Source organism: Citrobacter sp. wls613, assembly GCF_005281195.1.
GTDB classification, from domain to species: Bacteria; Pseudomonadota; Gammaproteobacteria; order Enterobacterales; family Enterobacteriaceae; genus Citrobacter; species Citrobacter gillenii.
On the sequence record NZ_SZXN01000020.1, the window covers coordinates 1 to 18996 of the forward strand.

The following is an 18996-nucleotide window of genomic DNA, read 5'->3' on the forward strand; positions in this document are numbered from 1 at the left end:
CATACACTAAATCAGTAAGTTGGCAGCATTACCGTATTTTGCTAAAAATATGATTTATGCCGAGTTATTAAAAAGTACAAAGCTGGATATTAGCTTATAATCAGGATAAGCTAAAAAAAAGGATTCGATTTACTGGCTAAAAAGGGAAAAATGAAAGAGCCTCAATTTGCATCTGATGTGACGTATTTTTCCATCCTTTGCTACAGGATGCCGGATTACACCCATGCAGCGGGGCTGGCACAATGATAGTTTCACTGGATAATCTTTATCATTCTGAGTTCTCTTTTCTTCCTGCGAGAAGTGCAGGAGGCGATCTTAAATACGTAGACATCATCACCCATTTTGTTAGTCCTGACGGCGTAGTGCATATGCCATCAGGGTTGGTCATACCTCGGATGTCGGACGATGAGCAGCGTCGTTTATTTAGCGAAAAACTCGAATTAATCGAAACATGCCAACATTTTTTTATTCAACGCAACATTTCTGCGTGGCTTAATTTAACTCCAGCAGTCGCTAATACTTTATTATTAGATGCAGAATATGCTTCGCGTATTGAACGATTTTCATTTATTGAATTAACCATTAATGAAAGTTTTCCCGAGTTAAACAAGGGTAAAGAAAATCCAATACTGGCGGCATTAGCGGCGCGATTTCCATTAGTCTTGACCAACTTCGGTGCGCCAGGCATATCCACGCGTGCAATTTTTGATGGCCTGTTCAAACGTGTCGTACTGGATAAACACTTTATTCAACAACGTATTACGCAAAATTCGTTTGAGCCTTTTATGCGCGCCATTCAGGCACAAATATCCCCAGACTGCGAATCAATAGTCATCAGCGGCATTGATACGCAGGAGATGCTCGAACGGGTATTGCCCCTGGGATTCAACGCCATGCAGGGTGCGCTATGGCCAGCTGTCTTACCCGCGCAGATAACCTCATTGATGCAAGGATAACCCTTGCAATTGCCGGTGTTTAACCGTTCGTTAACAGTCTACACTAGAGGCAGGAGGCCCTATGACCCTGTCTTTTACCACCCGCTGGCGTGATGAATTGCCAGCAACCTATACAGCACTTTCGCCTACTCCCCTGAAAAATGCGCGCGTAATTTGGCATAACGATATGCTTGCTGAGCAATCAGGGATCCCGGCTACGTTGTTTAATAGTGAAAATAACGCAGGCGTTTGCGGCGGTGAAACGCTGCTTCCCGGCATGTCGCCGTTGGCGCAGGTCTATAGCGGACATCAGTTTGGTGTTTGGGCAGGGCAGTTGGGTGACGGACGCGGGATCCTGCTGGGCGAACAGCTGCTCGCCGATGGCTCGACGCTTGACTGGCATCTGAAAGGCGCGGGACTTACGCCATATTCGCGCATGGGAGACGGGCGTGCGGTACTGCGTTCGACGATCCGCGAAAGTCTGGCCAGCGAAGCCATGCATTATCTCGGGATCCCCACGACGCGAGCGCTGTCGGTGGTCACCAGCGACACGCCGGTCTACCGCGAAACGGTAGAAGCCGGGGCGATGCTGATTCGCGTAGCGCAAAGTCATATGCGCTTTGGTCACTTTGAACACTTCTACTATCGTCGTGAACCGGAAAAAGTACGTCAACTGGCCGATTTTGCGATTCGCTATTATTGGCCGCACTGGCAGGACGAGGCGGATAAATATCAACGGTGGTTTCAGGACGTGGTCACGCGCACCGCGACCTTAATTGCCGACTGGCAGACGGTAGGGTTTGCGCACGGGGTGATGAACACCGACAACATGTCGATTCTGGGGCTGACGATGGACTACGGTCCCTTCGGTTTTCTGGATGACTATGTGCCTGATTTTATCTGTAATCATTCGGATCACCAGGGGCGATACAGTTTCGATAATCAACCGGCTGCCGCGCTGTGGAATTTGCAGCGGCTGGCGCAAACCCTGTCGCCGTTTATTGCGGCCGACGCACTCAATGACGCGCTGGATAACTATCAACTGGCGCTGCTGACCCGTTATGGGCAGCGGATGCGACAAAAGTTGGGCTTCTTTAGCGAGCAAAAAAACGATAACGAATTGCTCAGCGAACTGTTTAGCCTGATGGCACGGGAAAGAAGCGATTTTACGCGAACGTTTCGTATGCTGAGTCAGACGGAGCAACATAGTGCGTCTTCGCCGTTGCGCGATGAGTTTATCGACCGCGCAGTATTTGATGACTGGTTTGCGCGCTATCGTTCACGTTTGCAACAGGATAACGTGGCGGACGAAGTAAGACAGGCGCAAATGAAAGCTGCCAACCCGGCAATGGTGTTACGCAACTGGCTGGCGCAGCGGGCAATTAGCCAGGCAGAGCAGGGGGATTACGCTGAACTGCATCGCTTACACATTGCGTTGCGCACGCCGTATGCCGACAGGGATGATGACTATGTCAGCCGTCCGCCAGACTGGGGTAAGCGGCTGGAAGTCAGTTGTTCAAGCTAACGGGCGAGAAAAACCTGCGGCGAGGCGTTAGCCGGGTGCAGGCCAATGTGAAGCTGGGCGCCGTACCAGCGCATCAGCTCATTGGCCTGTAATACGGCTTCCGGCGTCCCCTGAGAGACAATATGTCCGTCATGGAGCAAGATAATTTTGTCGGCCCACAGCGCGGCAAGATTGAGATCGTGAAGGACTACGCATACGTGTAACTCCCCCGCAGCCGTTAGCGACGTTAACAAACGTAACAGCTGCTGCTGGTGGTAGAGATCTAACGCTGAAGTAGGTTCATCAAGGAATAGCCAGCCGCGCGGCGCGCCATCGCACCACAACTGCGCCAGCGCACGGGCAAGCTGTACTCGTTGCTGCTCGCCGCCGGAAAGCGCGGCGTAGTGCCTGCCAGCTAGCGGTGTACATCCGGTCATCGCCATCACCTGAGCAATAAGCGCCGGTTCGGGTCGTTGGGTCCAGGGCGCTCGCCCCATGGCGATCACGGCTTCGACCTGCCAGTCAAAGCCTATCTGTGTTTGTTGCCGCATGACTGCTCGATGGCGAGACAGACTCTGTATACGCCAGTCATTCAGCGGTTTTCCGTTCAGTAAGCAGCGCCCGGCTGTCGGCGTCAGAAAGCCGGTCAGCAGGCGCAGCAGCGTGGACTTCCCCGCACCATTTGGGCCGATCAACGCCACCAGTTCACCCTTTGTCAGCGTCAGTGACACGTCGCGAATCACCGAACGATCCGCCACATGATAGTACAGATTTTCGGCGATAAAATGTTCAGCCATGCGGACCTCGCTGACGAAAAATAAGCCACAAAAACCACGGCGCACCGAGAATACTGGTCAACAGACCCACCGGCATCTCAGCGGGCGAAACCGCTGTTCGCGCGAGGGTGTCGGCGATCAACAGTAAACATGCCCCCGCCAATACAGAGCCTGGGATCACCGCCCGATGATCGCTACCAAGCCACATGCGCATCAAATGAGGGATAACCAAACCGATAAAACCAATTACGCCGCAGACCGCGACGGCTGCGGCTACTAACAGTGCGCTGCATAGCAGCAAAATGCACTGCACCCGACGGACATCCACGCCAAGATAGTGCGCGTCTTCCTCTCCGAGCTGCAGCAGATTCAGCGTCGGGGCTAAACGCCAGATGAAAAGCACCGTGGGCAGCATCAGCGAAGTGACCGCCAGTAGTGTTGACCACTGCGCGGTCCCCAGACTGCCCATCCCCCACAGCGACAACTGGCGCAGTTGCGCATCATTGCTGACCCACGACAACACGCCGACCGCAGCTCCGCACAATGCATTGATGGCAATACCCACCAGCAACAGGCGTGAAAGCGAACCGTCGCGCTGTTGACTGAGGATAAAAATCACTCCGGTGGTGGCGAGTGCGCCGAGAAATGCCGCCAGCATCGGGGCATACAGCATCAGCAGCGCCGGTAAGGTGACCGGTAATACTACCCACAATGCGACGGCGCAGGCGGCTCCGCTACTGATCCCCAACAGGCCCGGATCGGCAAGTGGATTGCGAAACAACCCCTGCATCACACAGCCCGCCAGCGCCAGTGAACCGCCAATCACCAGTGCCAGCAGCACGCGCGGTAGTCGAATAGTGAGCCAGATTTGACGCAGCGCGCCATCTCCCTCGCGCCAGAAAAGGCTTACCGGCAGACGCAATGCGCCAAAACCGGTGGCCACAATCGTCATCACGACCAGCGTAGCGGCCAGCATCCACAAAGAGCAGGTGATACGCCAGGGCATCAGGGCAATTGCTCCGCTTTGGCACGCAGTTGCTGGATGGCCTGCGGCGTACGCACGCTAAAACCCAGCAATGCCATATCGTCAATCTGCAACACCTGCTTATTACGACCAGCGGGCGTTTGCGCCAGTCCCGGCAGCGTCCACAGATTATCTTCACCCCCCATCGCGTTGACGCCGTCTTGGGAAATCACCACCAGATCGGGCTGACTGGCAATCACTCCTTCTTGAGACAAGGGTTGGTAACGGGTAAACCCTTGCATAGCGTTGCGCAAACCTGCGGCACGAATGGCTGCATCGGCTCCGGTTTGCTGGCCGGCCGCCATGGCGGTCATTCCGCCGTGATTGAGAATGAACAGCACGCGTTTGTTGAGTTCCGAGGAGGGCAGTTCAGCCAGTGCCTGGCGTAGGGTTTGGCGTAGCGCCTCGCCTTGAGCCTGACGATGGGTTGCCTGTGCAATCACCCGGACTTTCTCATCAATCACGCTAAGCGCATTACCTGCCGGCACCGTAACAACGTTGACCTGACTTTGCTTGAGCTGTTCAAGCGCCAATGAGGGCTGCGCCTGCGCGCTGGCCAAAACCAGCGTAGGGCGGGTGGCCAGGATCCCTTCGGCATTGAGCTGACGTAAATAGCCCACGTCCGGCAATGCCGTTGCCGCCGCCGGCCACTGGCTGGTGCTATCCCGCGCCACAAGGGATGACTGCGCGCCCAGCGCAAAGACAATCTCTGTCACGTCACCGCCGAGGGCGACCACTTTCTCTTCGGGCGCGGCCTGAGCCGTCAGCGGCAGAAACGCCATCAGGACCCACAGTATCTTCATGCGGCCAGCCCTTTCGGTGCTAACGCGTCGATTTGCGTACGCCATTGCTTCTGTTCTGGCTCGCCCTCCGTACGCTGCCCATACAGCTGGGCGATTTGCGTACCGTCTGCGGCAAACAGTTCCAGGCTGGTGACGTGACCGTCAGCGGTCGGCTTACGCGTGACCCACGTCTCGGTGACGGTCTCTTCCAGCAGATGCAGCGTAAAGGTCGGGTTGAAAATATTCAGCCAGCCTTTCATTGGCACCAATTTTTCTACCACGCCGGTAAAAATCTGCACGCAGCCGCGGTTGCCGACAAATACCATAATTTCGTTGCCATCCTGACGTGCAGTTTCCAGCAATTGGGCCACCGCACTGTTCGCCACTTTGCAGGCCAGATCGTCACCCACCAGGCGAAAGGCCTGCTGACGGGTTAGGTTGTGGCGTTTCAGCATGCCAAAAAACTGGTGCACATCGGTCATGGTGCGCCACTCTGCATCTACCGCCGTAGCGTCTGCGTTAACGCCAGAAACGGCGGTTTCGAGTGTTTGCAGCATCAGCGGTGGGTTTTCCGCAAAGATGAAACGGGTCAGCAGCGAGCCCCAGGCAGCAATATCGGTATGCTGCGTGGTGTAGACCTTTAGCAACGCGTCGCCCTGACTATCGAAAAACTGGATGCTCTGGCGCTCGCCGTGAGCGGTGTTCTCGCTGATGTGAAATGCGCTGGCCCATTGATTCAAGAACAGGCGCAGATCGAGGGCGCGCGGATTCAGAATGAGCCCAGCATGGCCGTTCAGGTGTTGATTCGTAAACGCACCAATAACTTCATGCACCGCGTATTCATTGCGACAAATGCATTTGGTTTCGCCCACGGCCTCCAGTGCACTGAGGATCTCGCGCACCTCACCGCGCAGGCGCCAGGCGTCATGACCAACGCGCGCAAAGGTCAGTTCAGCTTCGCTGATATGCAGCAGACCTGCGATGTCACGGGCGTATTTGCCAGGATGTTCTTTTTTCAGTTCCAGCCAGCGGGTGTAGTAATTCATTGCCTCTTCCTTTCCGATTGCTGCCCCGGTGTCCGGGGCAAAGTGATTACCACTGATAACTCACGAAAATTTTGCCGTTGCGTCCATCTTGTGGAATGCCCTGCGGCGACCAGTACGCTTTGTCAAAGGCGTTACCCAGCACCAGCGTGGTGGTCATGCCTTTCAGCGCCTGCTGCCCCTGGTAGCTGACATAGAAGTCGTTGACCGCATAGCCGGGCTGTTTAGTGTAGCTGTTGCTGATATGGGTTGAACGGTCGGCAAAGGTACCGAGCCAGCCAACTGAGAAACCGCTGTGCGCGACAGGCACGTTTAGCTTGCTGGTGACGTTGTCCGGGTTAATGCTGGAAATATATTCACCGGTGTCGGTGTCTTTGCCGCGCGTGCGGTTATAGGCCAGATCCAGGCTGAACAGATCGGTGGAATAAGTTGTCATCACGTCCCAGCCCCAGATTTTGGCGTTAGCAACGTTGTAGGACATCGTCGTTGCGGCGGCGAAATCGACGCGGGTGGAGATATAGTCTTTCGCTTTCGTGTCAAAATAGCTGGCTTTAAATTCAAGGGCATCGTTCGCCAGCAGCAAATCGTCAAAGCGCAGACCAAAACCATACTCCTGCGTTTCGTTGGTTTCCGGGCGCAGATTCGGATTAGGTACCCAGTAGTTGGTGTAGAAGCGACCGATGGAGAAGTGTTTTGCATCGTTGTACATTTCGCCCATGGTTGGCGCACGGAAGGCCTGGGCGTAAGATCCAAACAGCATCAGCCAGTCGGTTGGGGTTACGGTCATTCCTGCGCGGGACGACCATTTATCGGCATCGACGTCCGCGTAACCGTCGCTGCTACCGCGATAAGAGTCATAACGCGTGCCGCCCAGCAAGGTCACCGGCAGGTCACGCAGGGTGATTTCGTCCTGTAGCCAGCCGGAGCTGAAATCAATTTTCGCCTGTGGGAAACCGGTAGTGGCTCCCGCTGGTTTTTGCTCCTGACGATAGTACTCGCCGCCATATGTCAGCAGATGCGCGGCAAAGGTGTCGCTAAACAGGCGCGTACGGTTGTCAATCTTCCCACCTGTGGTGGTTTGCTTACGAAACTCGCCGGTGGCATCCGGGTTTTGTGCGTTAATGCGCGCTTCAGACCAGTAAATGCGCGCATCGGCATTCAGCCAGTTATTATCCGCCGGGGCTACCGAGTAGGTCAGTTGGGCATCGCGCTGGATCGTCGAACGGTCGGTCATTGGATTGCTGCTGTCAACGTCACTGGCCTGCGGGTTTTTAGGTTCCCGTGCATCGTTGTTGTAATAGCGCAGTGAGCCGGCCAACGTCTGGGCGTTGTCAATTTTCCAGCTGCCTTTCGCCAGCATATTATTAATCGCTTCGTCGTTCGGCGCTGTGGTGCCGTTACTCTGACGGAGGTCACCCCGGTCACGGCTGGACCAGGACAGCAGTCCGTCCAGCGTATCGGTGCGGCCATACGTGCTGGCACCCATCCCGAGGCTGTGATCCCCCGTGGCAGCGGTACCGAACACGCGATACCCGCTGTTTTTTCCCGCGCCCAGTAGATCGCTGGCATTCGCCGTCTCATAGGCAATGACGCCGCCCAGCGCGCCGCTGCCGTACAGCAGCGCGGACGGGCCGCGCACCACTTCAATCCGCTTGATGAGGGCAGGATCGAGGAAGGTGCTGTTGAGGTGTCCGGTGTCAGTGCCTTGACGGACGCCGTCAACCAGTACCAGCACGCCGCGTCGGTCGTAGCCGCGCAGATTGACGTCCTGACCGTTGGTGCGACCGGTGCCGTCAAGAGTCAGGCCGGGGACCCTGCGCAGCAGGTCTGCGGCGGAGCTGGCGGTTTGGTTTTCCGGGGCCGTCGCGTCGATGACGCTGACCATCATCGGTGCTTCAAAGGCGCTGCGAGCATTGCCGGTCGCGGTAACGGTCATGTCTTCAACCGCCGCGTAGGCGGCGCCAGGAAGACTGCAGACGATCGCCAGCGCCAGCAGCGATGGGCGCATCCTCGCGGTGTGCAGGTAAGGCATAGCAACTCTCCATTAGAAACTCGAAAAGCGCTGGCTGCCTGGGGATAACCTGGGTGGCTGGCGAAATGTGTGGGGTTATTTCGTTAAAATTAGTTTTCCGGCATGGGTCTGGCGCAGCAGGTAATGCTGCCCGTCATGCTCAATGATCACACGTCCCTCATTGCCCAGCAGGCTTTTGCTGTCAATTCGACGCTCAGCGACGGGGGTAGGGGGTGGTGTCTTCTTTTTTGCAGGCGTTGCCGTTGTGTTATCCATACGTGACATAGTGTTTAAAAATAACAATCAATGTAACAATGATAATCATTATCATCAAAGTAAAAATTTGCGGCAAGCCTTTTTGTGAAAAAATTGTGACGAGAGCGATTTTTGAGCAAAAAAGAGGAAAAAACAGGAGGAAAACAAGGGATTGTCACCGGGTAACATATGCTACCCGGCGAAAAAGTTAGAAGCGGCTATCCACCGCAGCCGCGAGTTTTTCGACCAGCAGTTCGGTATCTTCCCAATTCAGGCAGGGGTCGGTTATGGACTGACCGTAGACCAGCGGCTGACCGCTGACGATTTTTTGTGTCCCTTCGCGCAGGAAACTTTCTGCCATAATCCCGGCAATGGCCGTTGAGCCATTGCGAATTTGCTGACAGACGTCATCACACACTTCCAGCTGGCGGCGATGCTGCTTCTGGCAATTGCCGTGGCTGAAATCGACGACCAGATGCTCCGGCAGCGAAAATTCATGCAGCGTATCGCAGGCGGCGGCAATATCTTCTGCAAAGTAATTCGGCTTTTTACCACCGCGCATGATGATATGCCCGTACGGGTTGCCGCTGGTCTGATAGATGGTCATCTGACCGGTTTTATCCGGTGAGAGGAACATATGGCTGGCGCGGGAAGCGCGAATCGCATCGACGGCGATACGCGTATTACCATCCGTCCCGTTTTTAAACCCAACCGGGCAGGACAGCGCAGAGGCCATTTCACGGTGGATCTGGCTTTCGGTAGTACGTGCGCCGATAGCGCCCCAGCTGATCAGATCGGCAATAAACTGGCCGGTGACCATATCGAGGAATTCGGTGGCCGTAGGGACCCCCAGCTCGTTGACCTGTAGCAGGAGTTTACGCGCCAGCTCAATGCCGTGGTTGACGCGGTAGCTGCCGTTCAGGTCCGGGTCGGAAATTAAGCCTTTCCAGCCCACGACGGTGCGCGGTTTTTCAAAATAGGTCCGCATCACGATTTCCAGGCGTGCCTGGTGTTGGGTGCGCAGCGTCTGCAAGCGCGTGGCGTATTCCAGGGCCGCATCGAGGTCGTGAATCGAGCAGGGACCCACGATCACCAGCAAACGAGGATCTTCGCCATTCAGTATTTTTTCTATCCGGCGTCGGGAATCCGTCACGTGATGAGCGACAGAGGACGACACAGGATGCCGTTGCGCCAGCTCAGCGGGAGTGACCAGATTGTCAATACGCGCAGTACGGAGTTCATCAGTTCGGTTCATTACGTGTCTCAGAAATTTGTTGCTTCAACGGCAGGACTACCGGGAAGTGATGCGCATCACGATAAACCAATCCCTGCTGATTTCAAGTGCGAGGCGTGTCACACCTCGCAAGCCAAAGTTTATGCTAACAAAAAATGAACCATTGCACTAGCATTCTAGTACATACGACGATTTAGTCCCATAATATCGAGGATCTTGGTGGCAATTTCTTCTACCGAATAGTTGGTACTGTTGAGCCATGGGATCTTGTTTTTACGGTATAACGCTTCAACTTCGGCTACTTCCATGCGGCACTGACGCAGCGAGGCATAACGACTGTTTTCTCTACGCTCCTCGCGGATCGCCGTCAGACGTTCCGGATCAATGGTCAGACCAAAAAGTTTATGTTGCAGCGGTTTTAGCGACGCGGGCAGTACCAGGTTATCCATATCATCGGCAATAAAGGGGTAGTTCGCCGCCCGAATGCCAAACTGCATCGCCAGATACAGGCTGGTTGGCGTTTTACCGCAGCGGGAGACGCCGAGCAAAATAACCTGCGCCTGATCGAGGTTGCGCAACGAAATACCGTCATCGTGGGCGAGGGCGTAATCAATGGCGGCAATGCGCGCGTCGTACTTATTGAGGTTGCCGGGATTCAGTCCGTGCGTGCGATGAGCGATTGGAGTCGGGTCGAGTTTCATCTCATGTTGCAGCGGTGCGACCAGCGCCTGGACGATATCCTGACAGAAGCCCTCGCTTTGCAAAATGATTGCGCGAATCTCCGGCAATACAATGGAGTAGAACACTAACGGGCGTACGCCCGTTTGCTGGTAAATGGCGTCAATCTGGTCTTTCACCGCGCGGGCGCGGCTCTCATTTTCAACAAACGGCAGCGTAATACTGCTGATCGTAACCGGAAATTGCGACATCACTGCGTGGCCCAATACCTCTGCGGTGATGGCCGTGCCATCAGAAATATAAAATACGTGACGATCAACAGCATTATCCATTTTGCTCATCCTGGGGGCAGATATAATTCTCTGAAAGCATAAATTAAAATGCGTCAGAAGCGAATATTGTTGTCGCCATTTTATAAAATGAAACGGTATTTTTATATTTACTGAAAAGTACATTTCATTTTTCGGAACGAATGTTTAGACCGACTGTTTTTGTGGTGATCCCGTGCCGCTCGCGGGTTTGCGCAAATGCGGAAACAATCTGAAAAAATAAAAAATAAAGTTGCTTGAACGATTCACCGTTTTTTTCGCCGCGGTAAATATGCAAAGATAATTACGCAAAATTGAGTTTCCTAACCTCGTTCATATATAAGGATTGTTCGATGTCCAACAATGGCTCGTCACCGCTGGTGCTTTGGTATAACCAACTCGGCATGAATGATGTAGACAGAGTTGGAGGCAAAAATGCCTCCCTGGGTGAAATGATTACTAACCTTTCAGGTATGGGTGTTTCCGTACCGAATGGTTTTGCAACGACCGCCGATGCGTTTAACCTGTTTCTGGAGCAAAGCGGTGTAAACCAGCGCATTTATGAACTGCTGGATAAAACGGATATCGACGATGTCACCGAGCTTGCCAAAGCCGGGGCGCAGATCCGCCAGTGGATTATCGACACTCCTTTCCAGCCTGAGCTGGAAAATGCCGTCCGTGATGCCTACGCGCAGCTTTCCGCGGACGATGCCCATGCCTCTTTTGCCGTGCGCTCCTCCGCCACCGCAGAAGATATGCCTGATGCTTCATTTGCCGGTCAGCAGGAAACGTTCCTCAACGTCCAGGGCTTTGATGCCGTGCTGGTGGCCATCAAGCACGTCTTTGCTTCGCTGTTTAACGACCGTGCAATTTCTTACCGTGTGCACCAGGGTTATGACCACCGTGGCGTAGCGCTTTCTGCTGGCGTTCAGCGGATGGTGCGATCCGACCTGGCCTCTTCGGGCGTCATGTTCTCTATCGACACAGAATCTGGCTTCGATCAGGTGGTGTTTATCACCTCCGCATGGGGCTTGGGCGAAATGGTGGTGCAGGGTGCCGTTAACCCGGATGAATTCTATGTGCACAAACCGACCCTGGCGGCTAACCGTCCGGCTATCGTACGTCGCACCATGGGTTCGAAAAAAATCCGCATGATCTACTCGCCGACCCAGGAACACGGCAAACAGGTGACGATCGAAGATGTGCCGCAGGAACAGCGCGATATTTTCTCACTGACGAACGAGGAAGTGCAGGAACTGGCGAAGCAGGCGGTGCAAATCGAGAAGCACTACGGTCGTCCGATGGACATCGAATGGGCGAAAGACGGTCACACCGGCAAGCTGTTTATTGTGCAGGCGCGTCCGGAAACCGTTCGTTCTCGCGGCCAGGTGATGGAGCGTTATACGCTGCATGCGCAGGGCAAAATCATTGCTGAAGGCCGTGCTATCGGCCACCGCATCGGTGCGGGTCCGGTAAAAGTCATTCATGACATCAGCGAAATGAACCGCATTGAACCTGGTGACGTGCTGGTTACTGACATGACCGACCCGGACTGGGAACCGATCATGAAAAAAGCGGCGGCGATTGTCACCAACCGTGGTGGTCGTACCTGTCACGCGGCAATCATCGCCCGTGAACTGGGGATCCCGGCGGTAGTAGGCTGTGGTGATGCAACCGATCGCATCACCGAAGGCGAGAATGTGACCGTCTCCTGTGCCGAAGGTGACACCGGCTACGTGTATGCCGATATGCTCGACTTTAGCGTTAAGAGTTCCAGCGTCGAAACGATGCCGGACCTGCCGTTGAAGGTGATGATGAACGTCGGTAACCCGGACCGTGCATTCGACTTCGCTTGCCTGCCAAACGAAGGTGTCGGGCTGGCGCGTCTGGAATTTATCATCAACCGCATGATTGGCGTGCATCCTCGCGCGCTGCTGGAATTTGATGACCAGACGCCGGAACTGCAAAACGAAATCCGCGGGATGATGAAAGGTTTTGATTCGCCGCGTGAATTCTACGTCGGTCGTCTGACCGAAGGGATCGCGACGCTGGGTGCGGCGTTCTATCCAAAACGCGTCATTGTGCGGATGTCAGACTTTAAGTCCAACGAGTATGCCAACCTGGTCGGCGGCGAGCGTTACGAGCCGCATGAAGAGAACCCGATGCTGGGCTTCCGCGGGGCAGGCCGTTACGTGGCAGACAGCTTCCGTGACTGCTTCGCACTCGAATGTGACGCGGTGAAACGTGTACGCAACGAGATGGGACTGACTAACGTTGAAGTGATGGTGCCGTTTGTGCGTACCGTGGCGCAGGCCAAGGCAGTGGTGGAAGAGCTGGCTCGTCAGGGTCTGAAGCGCGGTGAAAACGGGCTGAAGATTATCATGATGTGTGAGATCCCATCCAACGCCTTGTTGGCTGAGCAGTTCCTTGAGTACTTCGACGGTTTCTCTATCGGCTCGAACGACATGACGCAGCTGGCGCTGGGGCTGGACCGTGATTCCGGCGTGGTGTCTGAACTGTTTGATGAGCGTAACGACGCGGTGAAAGCGCTGCTGTCGATGGCGATTCGCGCGGCCAAGAAACAGGGTAAATACGTGGGTATTTGCGGTCAGGGCCCCTCTGACCACGAAGACTTCGCGGCCTGGCTGATGGAAGAGGGGATCGACAGTCTGTCGCTGAACCCGGACACCGTCGTACAGACCTGGCTGAGCCTGGCGGAACTGAACAAGTAATACCCTGCCGGATGGCGGCGTAAATGCCTTATCGGCCTACGGTCAGCATTATTCGTAGGCCGGATAAGGCGCGAGAGCGTCGCCATCCGGCATTCATACCTTGCTCAGGCGCTGAATAATATCCTGACGAAGTTGATACTTCTGAATTTTACCGGCGGCGGTGCGCGGTAATTTATCGACAATCACCAGATGTTCTGGATATTTGTATTTTGCTACCCGCTTGCGGCTAAAGAAGGCCACCACCGATTCCAGCGACAGCGAGTGATGTGGCGGTTTAAGCACCACGTAAGCGCACGACCTTTCCCCTAAACGCTCGTCCGGCATTGCCACCACGCAGGCATCGTGAATACGCGGATGCTGCAATAAAATGTCCTCAACCTCACGGCTGCTGATATTTTCGCCACCGCGCACAATAATATCTTTCTTACGTCCGGTAATCTTAATGTAGCCCGCCTCGTCCATGCGGCATAAGTCACCGCTGTAGTACCAGCCGTCTTGATCCAGTGCTCTGGCAGTCATTTCGGGTTCATCAAGGTAGCCCATAAACACGTTCGGCCCGCGCGAGGCTTCTTCGCCCTCCACGCCTGGCGGCAGCGTATTACGTGCCTCGTCAACCACTTTAATTTCAACGCCCGCAGCGGCGTAGCCGTCGGTATTCATCATGTGGGAAAGCGAATCATCGAGATTCACCACCGCATGCGGTGAGCTTTCGGTCGAGCCGTAAACACTTAACAACTTAATGCTGCGCTGCTGACACTCGCGGGCAATTTTCTGCGGAATGGTGGTGCCCCCGCATAAGAAAAAGCGTAACGATGAGAGGTCGTAAGGCCGTTTTTCCACGCAGCACAGCATGTCATAGACGAAGGGCGTGGCGCCGAGGACGCAGGTACAGCGCTGTTGCTCCAGCAGTTCAAGACAGGCTGTTGGGGTAAAAATATCCAGTAGCACGCTGCGTGCGCCGATTAAAAAGGGGGCCGTGACACCGTGCAGAAAACCGGTGGCGTGCCCCAGCGGTGCAGGCATTAAAAAAACATCCTGCCAGTTGAGGTTAAGGCGGGCGCAGTAGGCGCGTTCGCTGGCGAGAATATTGTTATGGGTCAGCATTACTCCTTTTGGCATACCCTCTGTGCCGGAAGTGAACAGCACGGCGGCTAACGCGTCGGCGTGTACGCTAACGGTGTGGGTTAACGGGGGGGAGGTCAGAAGCTGGCTTAGCGCCAGCGAAGCAGTTGCCGGGGCCAGTTTATCCACGGCAATAATTTGTTGCAGGTGCGGCAACTGATTCTGTAAGGGCAGGATCAGATCCACCGGGCGAGTCTGTTTAAACAGGGTTGGCGCAAAGAAGAGCTTCGCCTTGCATTTGTTTAGCACCCATACCAGCTCTGCTTCGCGCCAGGCAGGCAGTAGCGGTACGGAAACGGCACCAGTTTTCAGGCAAGCCAGATAAATCACGGTAAATTCACACCAGCCCGGCAACTGGAAGGCCACCCGATCGCCAGGTTGAATGCCGCTGGCTAAAAACCAGGTGGCCAGGCTGCTGGCGGCGCGGTCGAGTGCGGCGTAAGTGTATGCATCGCCGTGATTATCGACCACGGCAATTTTATCCGGTACGGCCCGGGCGGTCTGGCTCCAGTAATCGCCCAGTGAGGCATCACCCCACAGTCCTTGCTGTCGCCAGGCATGACGACGCTCGGCGTTAAACGTTAATCTGACACTCATTGCTTTGTCCCTGGATGATTGCGGCATACGTCTTGCCGGACGGCGACTGGGCCTTATCCGGCCTGCAACTGGCAATATCCGTTATCCATAACGAAAATCGATGCCAAAAGTGCCGAGCGGGTACGTCCATTGTTCAAGTATTGTTTCGCCGCACAGCACCCGACAGGTTCCGCACTCCAGACATCCGGCGGAATCAAAATGGATATTTCCGGCCTCGTCCTGCTTGTACAGTCCGGCGGGGCAGGCATAGAGCAGTTTGCGAAACTCGTTCAGATCCGGGTGGGTGGCCAGAATAATGTGTGGATGTCCTTCATCAACGTTGAATTTATTGACGCCCAGCTTGACGTCAACGTTCACGGTGTTGTTCTGGTTCATAACGCGGTCGCTCCCTTAATGCCGTCTTTCAGTAAGTTCATTAACCCAATGCGTTTTACATGGGGCATGATCCTTTTGCGCATTGGGGGCGTCGGACGTCCGTCAACGGTGAATATTTCGCTCATAATATCCACCACCATGCGCGGGTACTGGGTGAACAGACGTGGGTTTTCCATCAGTGCCGGGATCTTGCGAAAATGCTGTAACTCATGCATGACGCAACCCTGCTCGAGGGAGCGCTTGTATTCCATCAAGCTGTTGGCGGAGAAATCCTGGCGTTCTTTCGCTGCGATAGCCGTTTTCGCCGCCGCCTCTGCGGAGGCAATGGCCAAATCCATGCCGCGGATCGTATACCCCAGATTCAGGCAGAAGCCGGCGGCATCGCCGACGATCATCACACCGTCATCGACCAGTTTAGGCACCATAGCCAGGCCGCCTTCTGGCACCATATGCGCCGAATATTCCAGCAGTTCACCCCCGGCAATCAGCGGACGAATGGTTGGATGCTGCTTAAAGTCTTCCAGCATTTGTGGAACGCTCTTCGTTGCGTGGGCGATATCGCCCAGCCCACAAACCAGGCCCAGAGAAATTGAATCCTGATTGGTGTACAGAAAACCACCGCCCATCAAGCCGTTTGACGGGGAACCGGCAAACAGCCAGGCCGCGCCGTCGTTGCCCGAAAGATTGAAACGGTCTGCAATGACCGCGGGGGGCAAGCCAATCAACTCTTTAACGCCGACGGCATAGTGGTGTGCTGAAGCGGGCGGGACCATGCCGAGCGAGCGACCGAGTAGGGAGTTGACGCCGTCAGCGAGGATGACGATGTTAGCCTCCAGAACATCGTCACCGGCCTGAACGCCCGTAACCTTATTACCTTCGCGGAGTAATGCATCGACGCGTACGCCTGGAATAAACTGCGCGCCGGCCTGTTCGGCTTTATCCATTAGCCACGGGTCAAAACGGCTGCGTAAAACCGTGTACGAATCCTGCGTTGCGGCCGTGTTTTTTTCACCATGAAAATCGAGCGTGACGGCGCTTTCTTCGGTTAGAAAAGAGATTTTTTCGCGCGTCACTTTGCGTTCGACAGGCGCTTCCTCGGCAAATCCTGGCATGATGCTTTCAAGGCTGTGTGCATAGAGACGCCCGCCGGTCATGTTCTTACTGCCCGCACTGTTTCCGCGCTCGATGACCAGTACGTCCAGTCCGGCTTTTGCCATTACGTAGCCAGCGACCGCTCCCGCCACGCCAGCACCAACCACAATGGCATCAAATTTTTCATCTGACATGCTTATGCTCCCTTCCCGCCGCGAGCGCAGCGGGAGATGTGGATTAAATGAGGGGGGTTAGCGGCTTAACTGTTCGATCAGGGCCGGCACAACTTTGTAGATATCGCCCACCAGGCCGTAATCGGCATAATTAAAGATCGGCGCTTTTTTATCTTTGTTGATGGCGACGATGACTTTTGCACCATTACCGCCGACCATATGCTGGATTTGTCCGGAGATGCCCAGCGTCAGGTACAGGTCAGATTTCAGCAACACGCCGGAAACGCCAATGTAGCGTTCGCGCTCCATCCAGTTTTCGCCTTCAGCAATCGGACGGGAACAACCGACCTCTGCGCCCAGCACGGCCGCCAGTTTATGTACCATCTCCAGATCGGCTTGTGCCACCAGACCGCGGCCGACGCCCACCACGCGTTTGGCTTTGCTGAGATCCACGCTGCTCAGGGGTTTGGCGCGACGCTCCTGACACATAATTTCATGGCGAGGGGGGATGTACGGCGCAGCGGTAACAGGGCAGGTGTGTGCCGGGTTGGCCTCGCTCGACTCCAGTACGCCGGATGCAAGCGTGATTATGGCCAGCGCGCTATTGAGTTTTTCTTTACCGAATGCCAGACCGCCATACATGCGGTGTTCAACGAACAGTGCGCCAGCATCAAGACTTACCGAGGTGGCGTCATTCACCATCGCCGCATTGAGTTGAATGCTCAGACGCGCGCCAAGGGATTTCGCGCGCTTGGTGGCGGGCATCAGCAGTAAACCGTTGTGATCTTGCAGCAGCGAAGTGAAGGTTTCGGCATAGTTTTCAATGCGCTGTAAGCCGGAAGATTGCTCAAGCACGATAATGCTATCGGCCCCCAGCGGCAGAACCTGATTTGCCTGCTCGCTACCTTGCACAATGATATGGACCTGTTCACCCCATTGACGCGCGCCGGTCATTAATTCTGCGTAGCGTTCAGCGTTATCGCTAAATACCCAGACGTTGGCTAATTTACTCATAATGTTTTCTCTCCGTTGGGCTTAATTCAGGGCTTTTTTCAGGTGGTCGGCCAGTTCAGCAATGGCGTCCGCTGAATCATTTTCCAGAATGATGCGTTTACGCTCGGTTTGTGGCGGAACCGTTATTGCCACCAGTTCCGCTAACGGCGGCACAGGCGTCCAGCCAATATCGCTGGCCTGCCAGGGGGTGACGGCTTTTTTCCCGGCGCCAAGAATGGCTTTCATTGACGGAATGCGCGGCGTGTTGATATCTGACGTGACGCAAAGCACGGCGGGGAGCGGGAGTTCAAGCACTTCGATCTCGTTCTCAAGCGTGCGCTCGACCAGAATCCGCTCACCGTGACGTTCAATCTTGCTCACCGCGTTGACGACGGGCAACTGCAGGAGTTCGCCTACCAGCAAGCCCACCTGCTGTGCATAGATATCGCCCGACCCTTCGCCGAATAACATCAGGTCACATTCGATTTTTGTTGCGGCGCAGGCCAGCGCCTGGGCGGTATCTCTGGGCAGTGCATGTTCCAGTTGCGCATCCTGGACCATAAACAGGCTGTCCGGCCCGCGGGACAAGACGTCTTTACGCACTTTGGAGTTTTGCAACAGCGAGCCGCCAACCGTTAAGGCGACGATCTCGTCACTTTCTGCAGCCAGTTGCGCTGCGGCTTCGATGGCGTTTAAGTCAAATTGGCTGATTTTGGCTTCGGCTCTGTCGAAATTAAGCGAACGCTCAGGGGTAACGACAATGTCCTGTTCTTCAGGGACCAACTTAAAGCAGGTGACTATTTTCATGGCATCTCCGGTGAATCATGTTCAGATGATGACGGGGAGCGTCATTATCGGCAGTAGGGAAAGTTGACTGAAATTAGTGTGCGGCAGGTGAGGGGCATTTTCGACGGGACAATCTGTTTTCGTTTCCAACAATCTTGCAAAAAAAAGTGTCGACCGGACGCTTTACTGATAAGCGCTGATTAAACGTCATGGGGGGCGGCAATAAACAGAAAAAACGCGCAGGATGTGAAAATTGCGAAATGCATCATGTTTTTAATCAACATATGATTATTTATGTTTCTGTTATGTGAATAATTGACGGCTAAATAATAACATTTATGCTTTTTATTAATTTTAAAACGTTAATAAGCTGTGCGGATAATGCCTGTTGACTATGCGTACCATCTTGCAGGAGGCCCCAATAATTTTGTTTCTTCAGGGTGAAATAACGTTGTATAACATGCTCAGTCTCTTTATTTCATCGCTATTATTCATCCAAAATTATCCGGTCTTAAGGTGGAGGTTGTCATGTATCAACGATGTTGGTAATGACTCCAACTTATTGATAGTGTTTTA

Annotated in this window: 16 protein-coding genes; 3 read left to right on the forward strand and 13 right to left on the reverse strand. The window is 54.5% G+C overall.

Annotated elements, in window-relative coordinates; translation table 11 throughout:
- The first annotated feature begins 242 nt into the window (after nucleotides 1-242).
- Together FDX01_RS03570 and selO are read left to right on the forward strand one after the other, a co-directional pair.
- Nucleotides 243-956, forward strand: a complete 714-nt coding sequence (locus FDX01_RS03570) for an EAL domain-containing protein (RefSeq protein ID WP_137399247.1) — start codon at nucleotides 243-245, stop codon at nucleotides 954-956.
- A gap of 61 nt (nucleotides 957-1017) precedes the next feature.
- Nucleotides 1018-2460, forward strand: a complete 1443-nt coding sequence (selO, locus tag FDX01_RS03575; protein WP_137399248.1) for a protein adenylyltransferase SelO — start codon at nucleotides 1018-1020, stop codon at nucleotides 2458-2460.
- Here selO and FDX01_RS03580 read toward each other — a convergent pair.
- From FDX01_RS03580 to ppsR, 8 genes are all read right to left on the reverse strand, one after another.
- Nucleotides 2457-3236: a heme ABC transporter ATP-binding protein gene (locus tag FDX01_RS03580; RefSeq protein ID WP_115258656.1), complete on the reverse strand. Its 780-nt coding sequence runs from the start codon at nucleotides 3234-3236 to the stop codon at nucleotides 2457-2459. The two genes, selO and FDX01_RS03580, sit on opposite strands and share 4 nt — an antisense overlap.
- Nucleotides 3229-4221: an iron ABC transporter permease gene (locus FDX01_RS03585; protein WP_137399249.1), complete on the reverse strand. Its 993-nt coding sequence runs from the start codon at nucleotides 4219-4221 to the stop codon at nucleotides 3229-3231. Before FDX01_RS03585 ends, FDX01_RS03580 begins: the two co-directional genes overlap by 8 nt.
- The gene (locus tag FDX01_RS03590; protein ID WP_117343004.1) at nucleotides 4221-5042 is read right to left on the reverse strand and encodes a hemin ABC transporter substrate-binding protein; all 822 of its coding nucleotides are present in this window, start codon (nucleotides 5040-5042) and stop codon (nucleotides 4221-4223) included. Before FDX01_RS03590 ends, FDX01_RS03585 begins: the two co-directional genes overlap by 1 nt.
- Nucleotides 5039-6067 (reverse strand): ChuX/HutX family heme-like substrate-binding protein, encoded by a 1029-nt coding sequence (locus tag FDX01_RS03595; RefSeq protein WP_137399250.1) that lies wholly within the window; start codon nucleotides 6065-6067, stop codon nucleotides 5039-5041. Before FDX01_RS03595 ends, FDX01_RS03590 begins: the two co-directional genes overlap by 4 nt.
- Before the next feature lie 46 nt (nucleotides 6068-6113).
- A complete protein-coding gene (locus FDX01_RS03600; protein WP_137399251.1) occupies nucleotides 6114-8096 on the reverse strand; it encodes a TonB-dependent hemoglobin/transferrin/lactoferrin family receptor in 1983 nt (660 codons plus the stop codon).
- Between the two features lie 75 nt (nucleotides 8097-8171).
- Nucleotides 8172-8360, reverse strand: a complete 189-nt coding sequence (gene hemP / locus FDX01_RS03605; RefSeq protein WP_115258651.1) for a hemin uptake protein HemP — start codon at nucleotides 8358-8360, stop codon at nucleotides 8172-8174.
- 178 nt (nucleotides 8361-8538) lie between these two features.
- On the reverse strand, nucleotides 8539-9585 hold the full coding sequence (gene aroH, locus FDX01_RS03610; RefSeq protein ID WP_096757239.1) for a 3-deoxy-7-phosphoheptulonate synthase AroH: 1047 nt from the start codon (nucleotides 9583-9585) through the stop codon (nucleotides 8539-8541).
- 155 nt (nucleotides 9586-9740) lie between these two features.
- Entirely contained in the window at nucleotides 9741-10574 is an 834-nt protein-coding gene (gene ppsR / locus FDX01_RS03615) for a posphoenolpyruvate synthetase regulatory kinase/phosphorylase PpsR (protein WP_096757238.1), read from the reverse strand.
- 329 nt (nucleotides 10575-10903) lie between these two features.
- Between ppsR and ppsA the strand changes: the two genes are divergently transcribed.
- Nucleotides 10904-13282: a phosphoenolpyruvate synthase gene (gene ppsA / locus FDX01_RS03620; RefSeq protein WP_137399252.1), complete on the forward strand. Its 2379-nt coding sequence runs from the start codon at nucleotides 10904-10906 to the stop codon at nucleotides 13280-13282.
- 93 nt (nucleotides 13283-13375) lie between these two features.
- On the opposite strand, the gene fadK is transcribed toward ppsA, so the two are convergent.
- The 5 genes from fadK to FDX01_RS03645 form a co-directional block, all read right to left on the reverse strand.
- Nucleotides 13376-15001 (reverse strand): medium-chain fatty-acid--CoA ligase, encoded by a 1626-nt coding sequence (fadK, locus tag FDX01_RS03625; protein ID WP_135912135.1) that lies wholly within the window; start codon nucleotides 14999-15001, stop codon nucleotides 13376-13378.
- 81 nt (nucleotides 15002-15082) lie between these two features.
- Nucleotides 15083-15376 carry a ferredoxin family protein gene (locus tag FDX01_RS03630; protein WP_115258648.1) on the reverse strand — a complete coding sequence of 98 codons (294 nt, stop codon included), beginning with the start codon at nucleotides 15374-15376 and terminating at the stop codon, nucleotides 15083-15085.
- Nucleotides 15373-16662: an FAD-dependent oxidoreductase gene (locus FDX01_RS03635; protein WP_137399253.1), complete on the reverse strand. Its 1290-nt coding sequence runs from the start codon at nucleotides 16660-16662 to the stop codon at nucleotides 15373-15375. Before FDX01_RS03635 ends, FDX01_RS03630 begins: the two co-directional genes overlap by 4 nt.
- A 57-nt stretch (nucleotides 16663-16719) precedes the next feature.
- Entirely contained in the window at nucleotides 16720-17655 is a 936-nt protein-coding gene (locus FDX01_RS03640) for an electron transfer flavoprotein subunit alpha (RefSeq protein ID WP_117343011.1), read from the reverse strand.
- 21 nt (nucleotides 17656-17676) lie between these two features.
- Nucleotides 17677-18441: an electron transfer flavoprotein gene (locus FDX01_RS03645; RefSeq protein ID WP_117343012.1), complete on the reverse strand. Its 765-nt coding sequence runs from the start codon at nucleotides 18439-18441 to the stop codon at nucleotides 17677-17679.
- Nucleotides 18442-18996 lie beyond the last annotated feature (555 nt).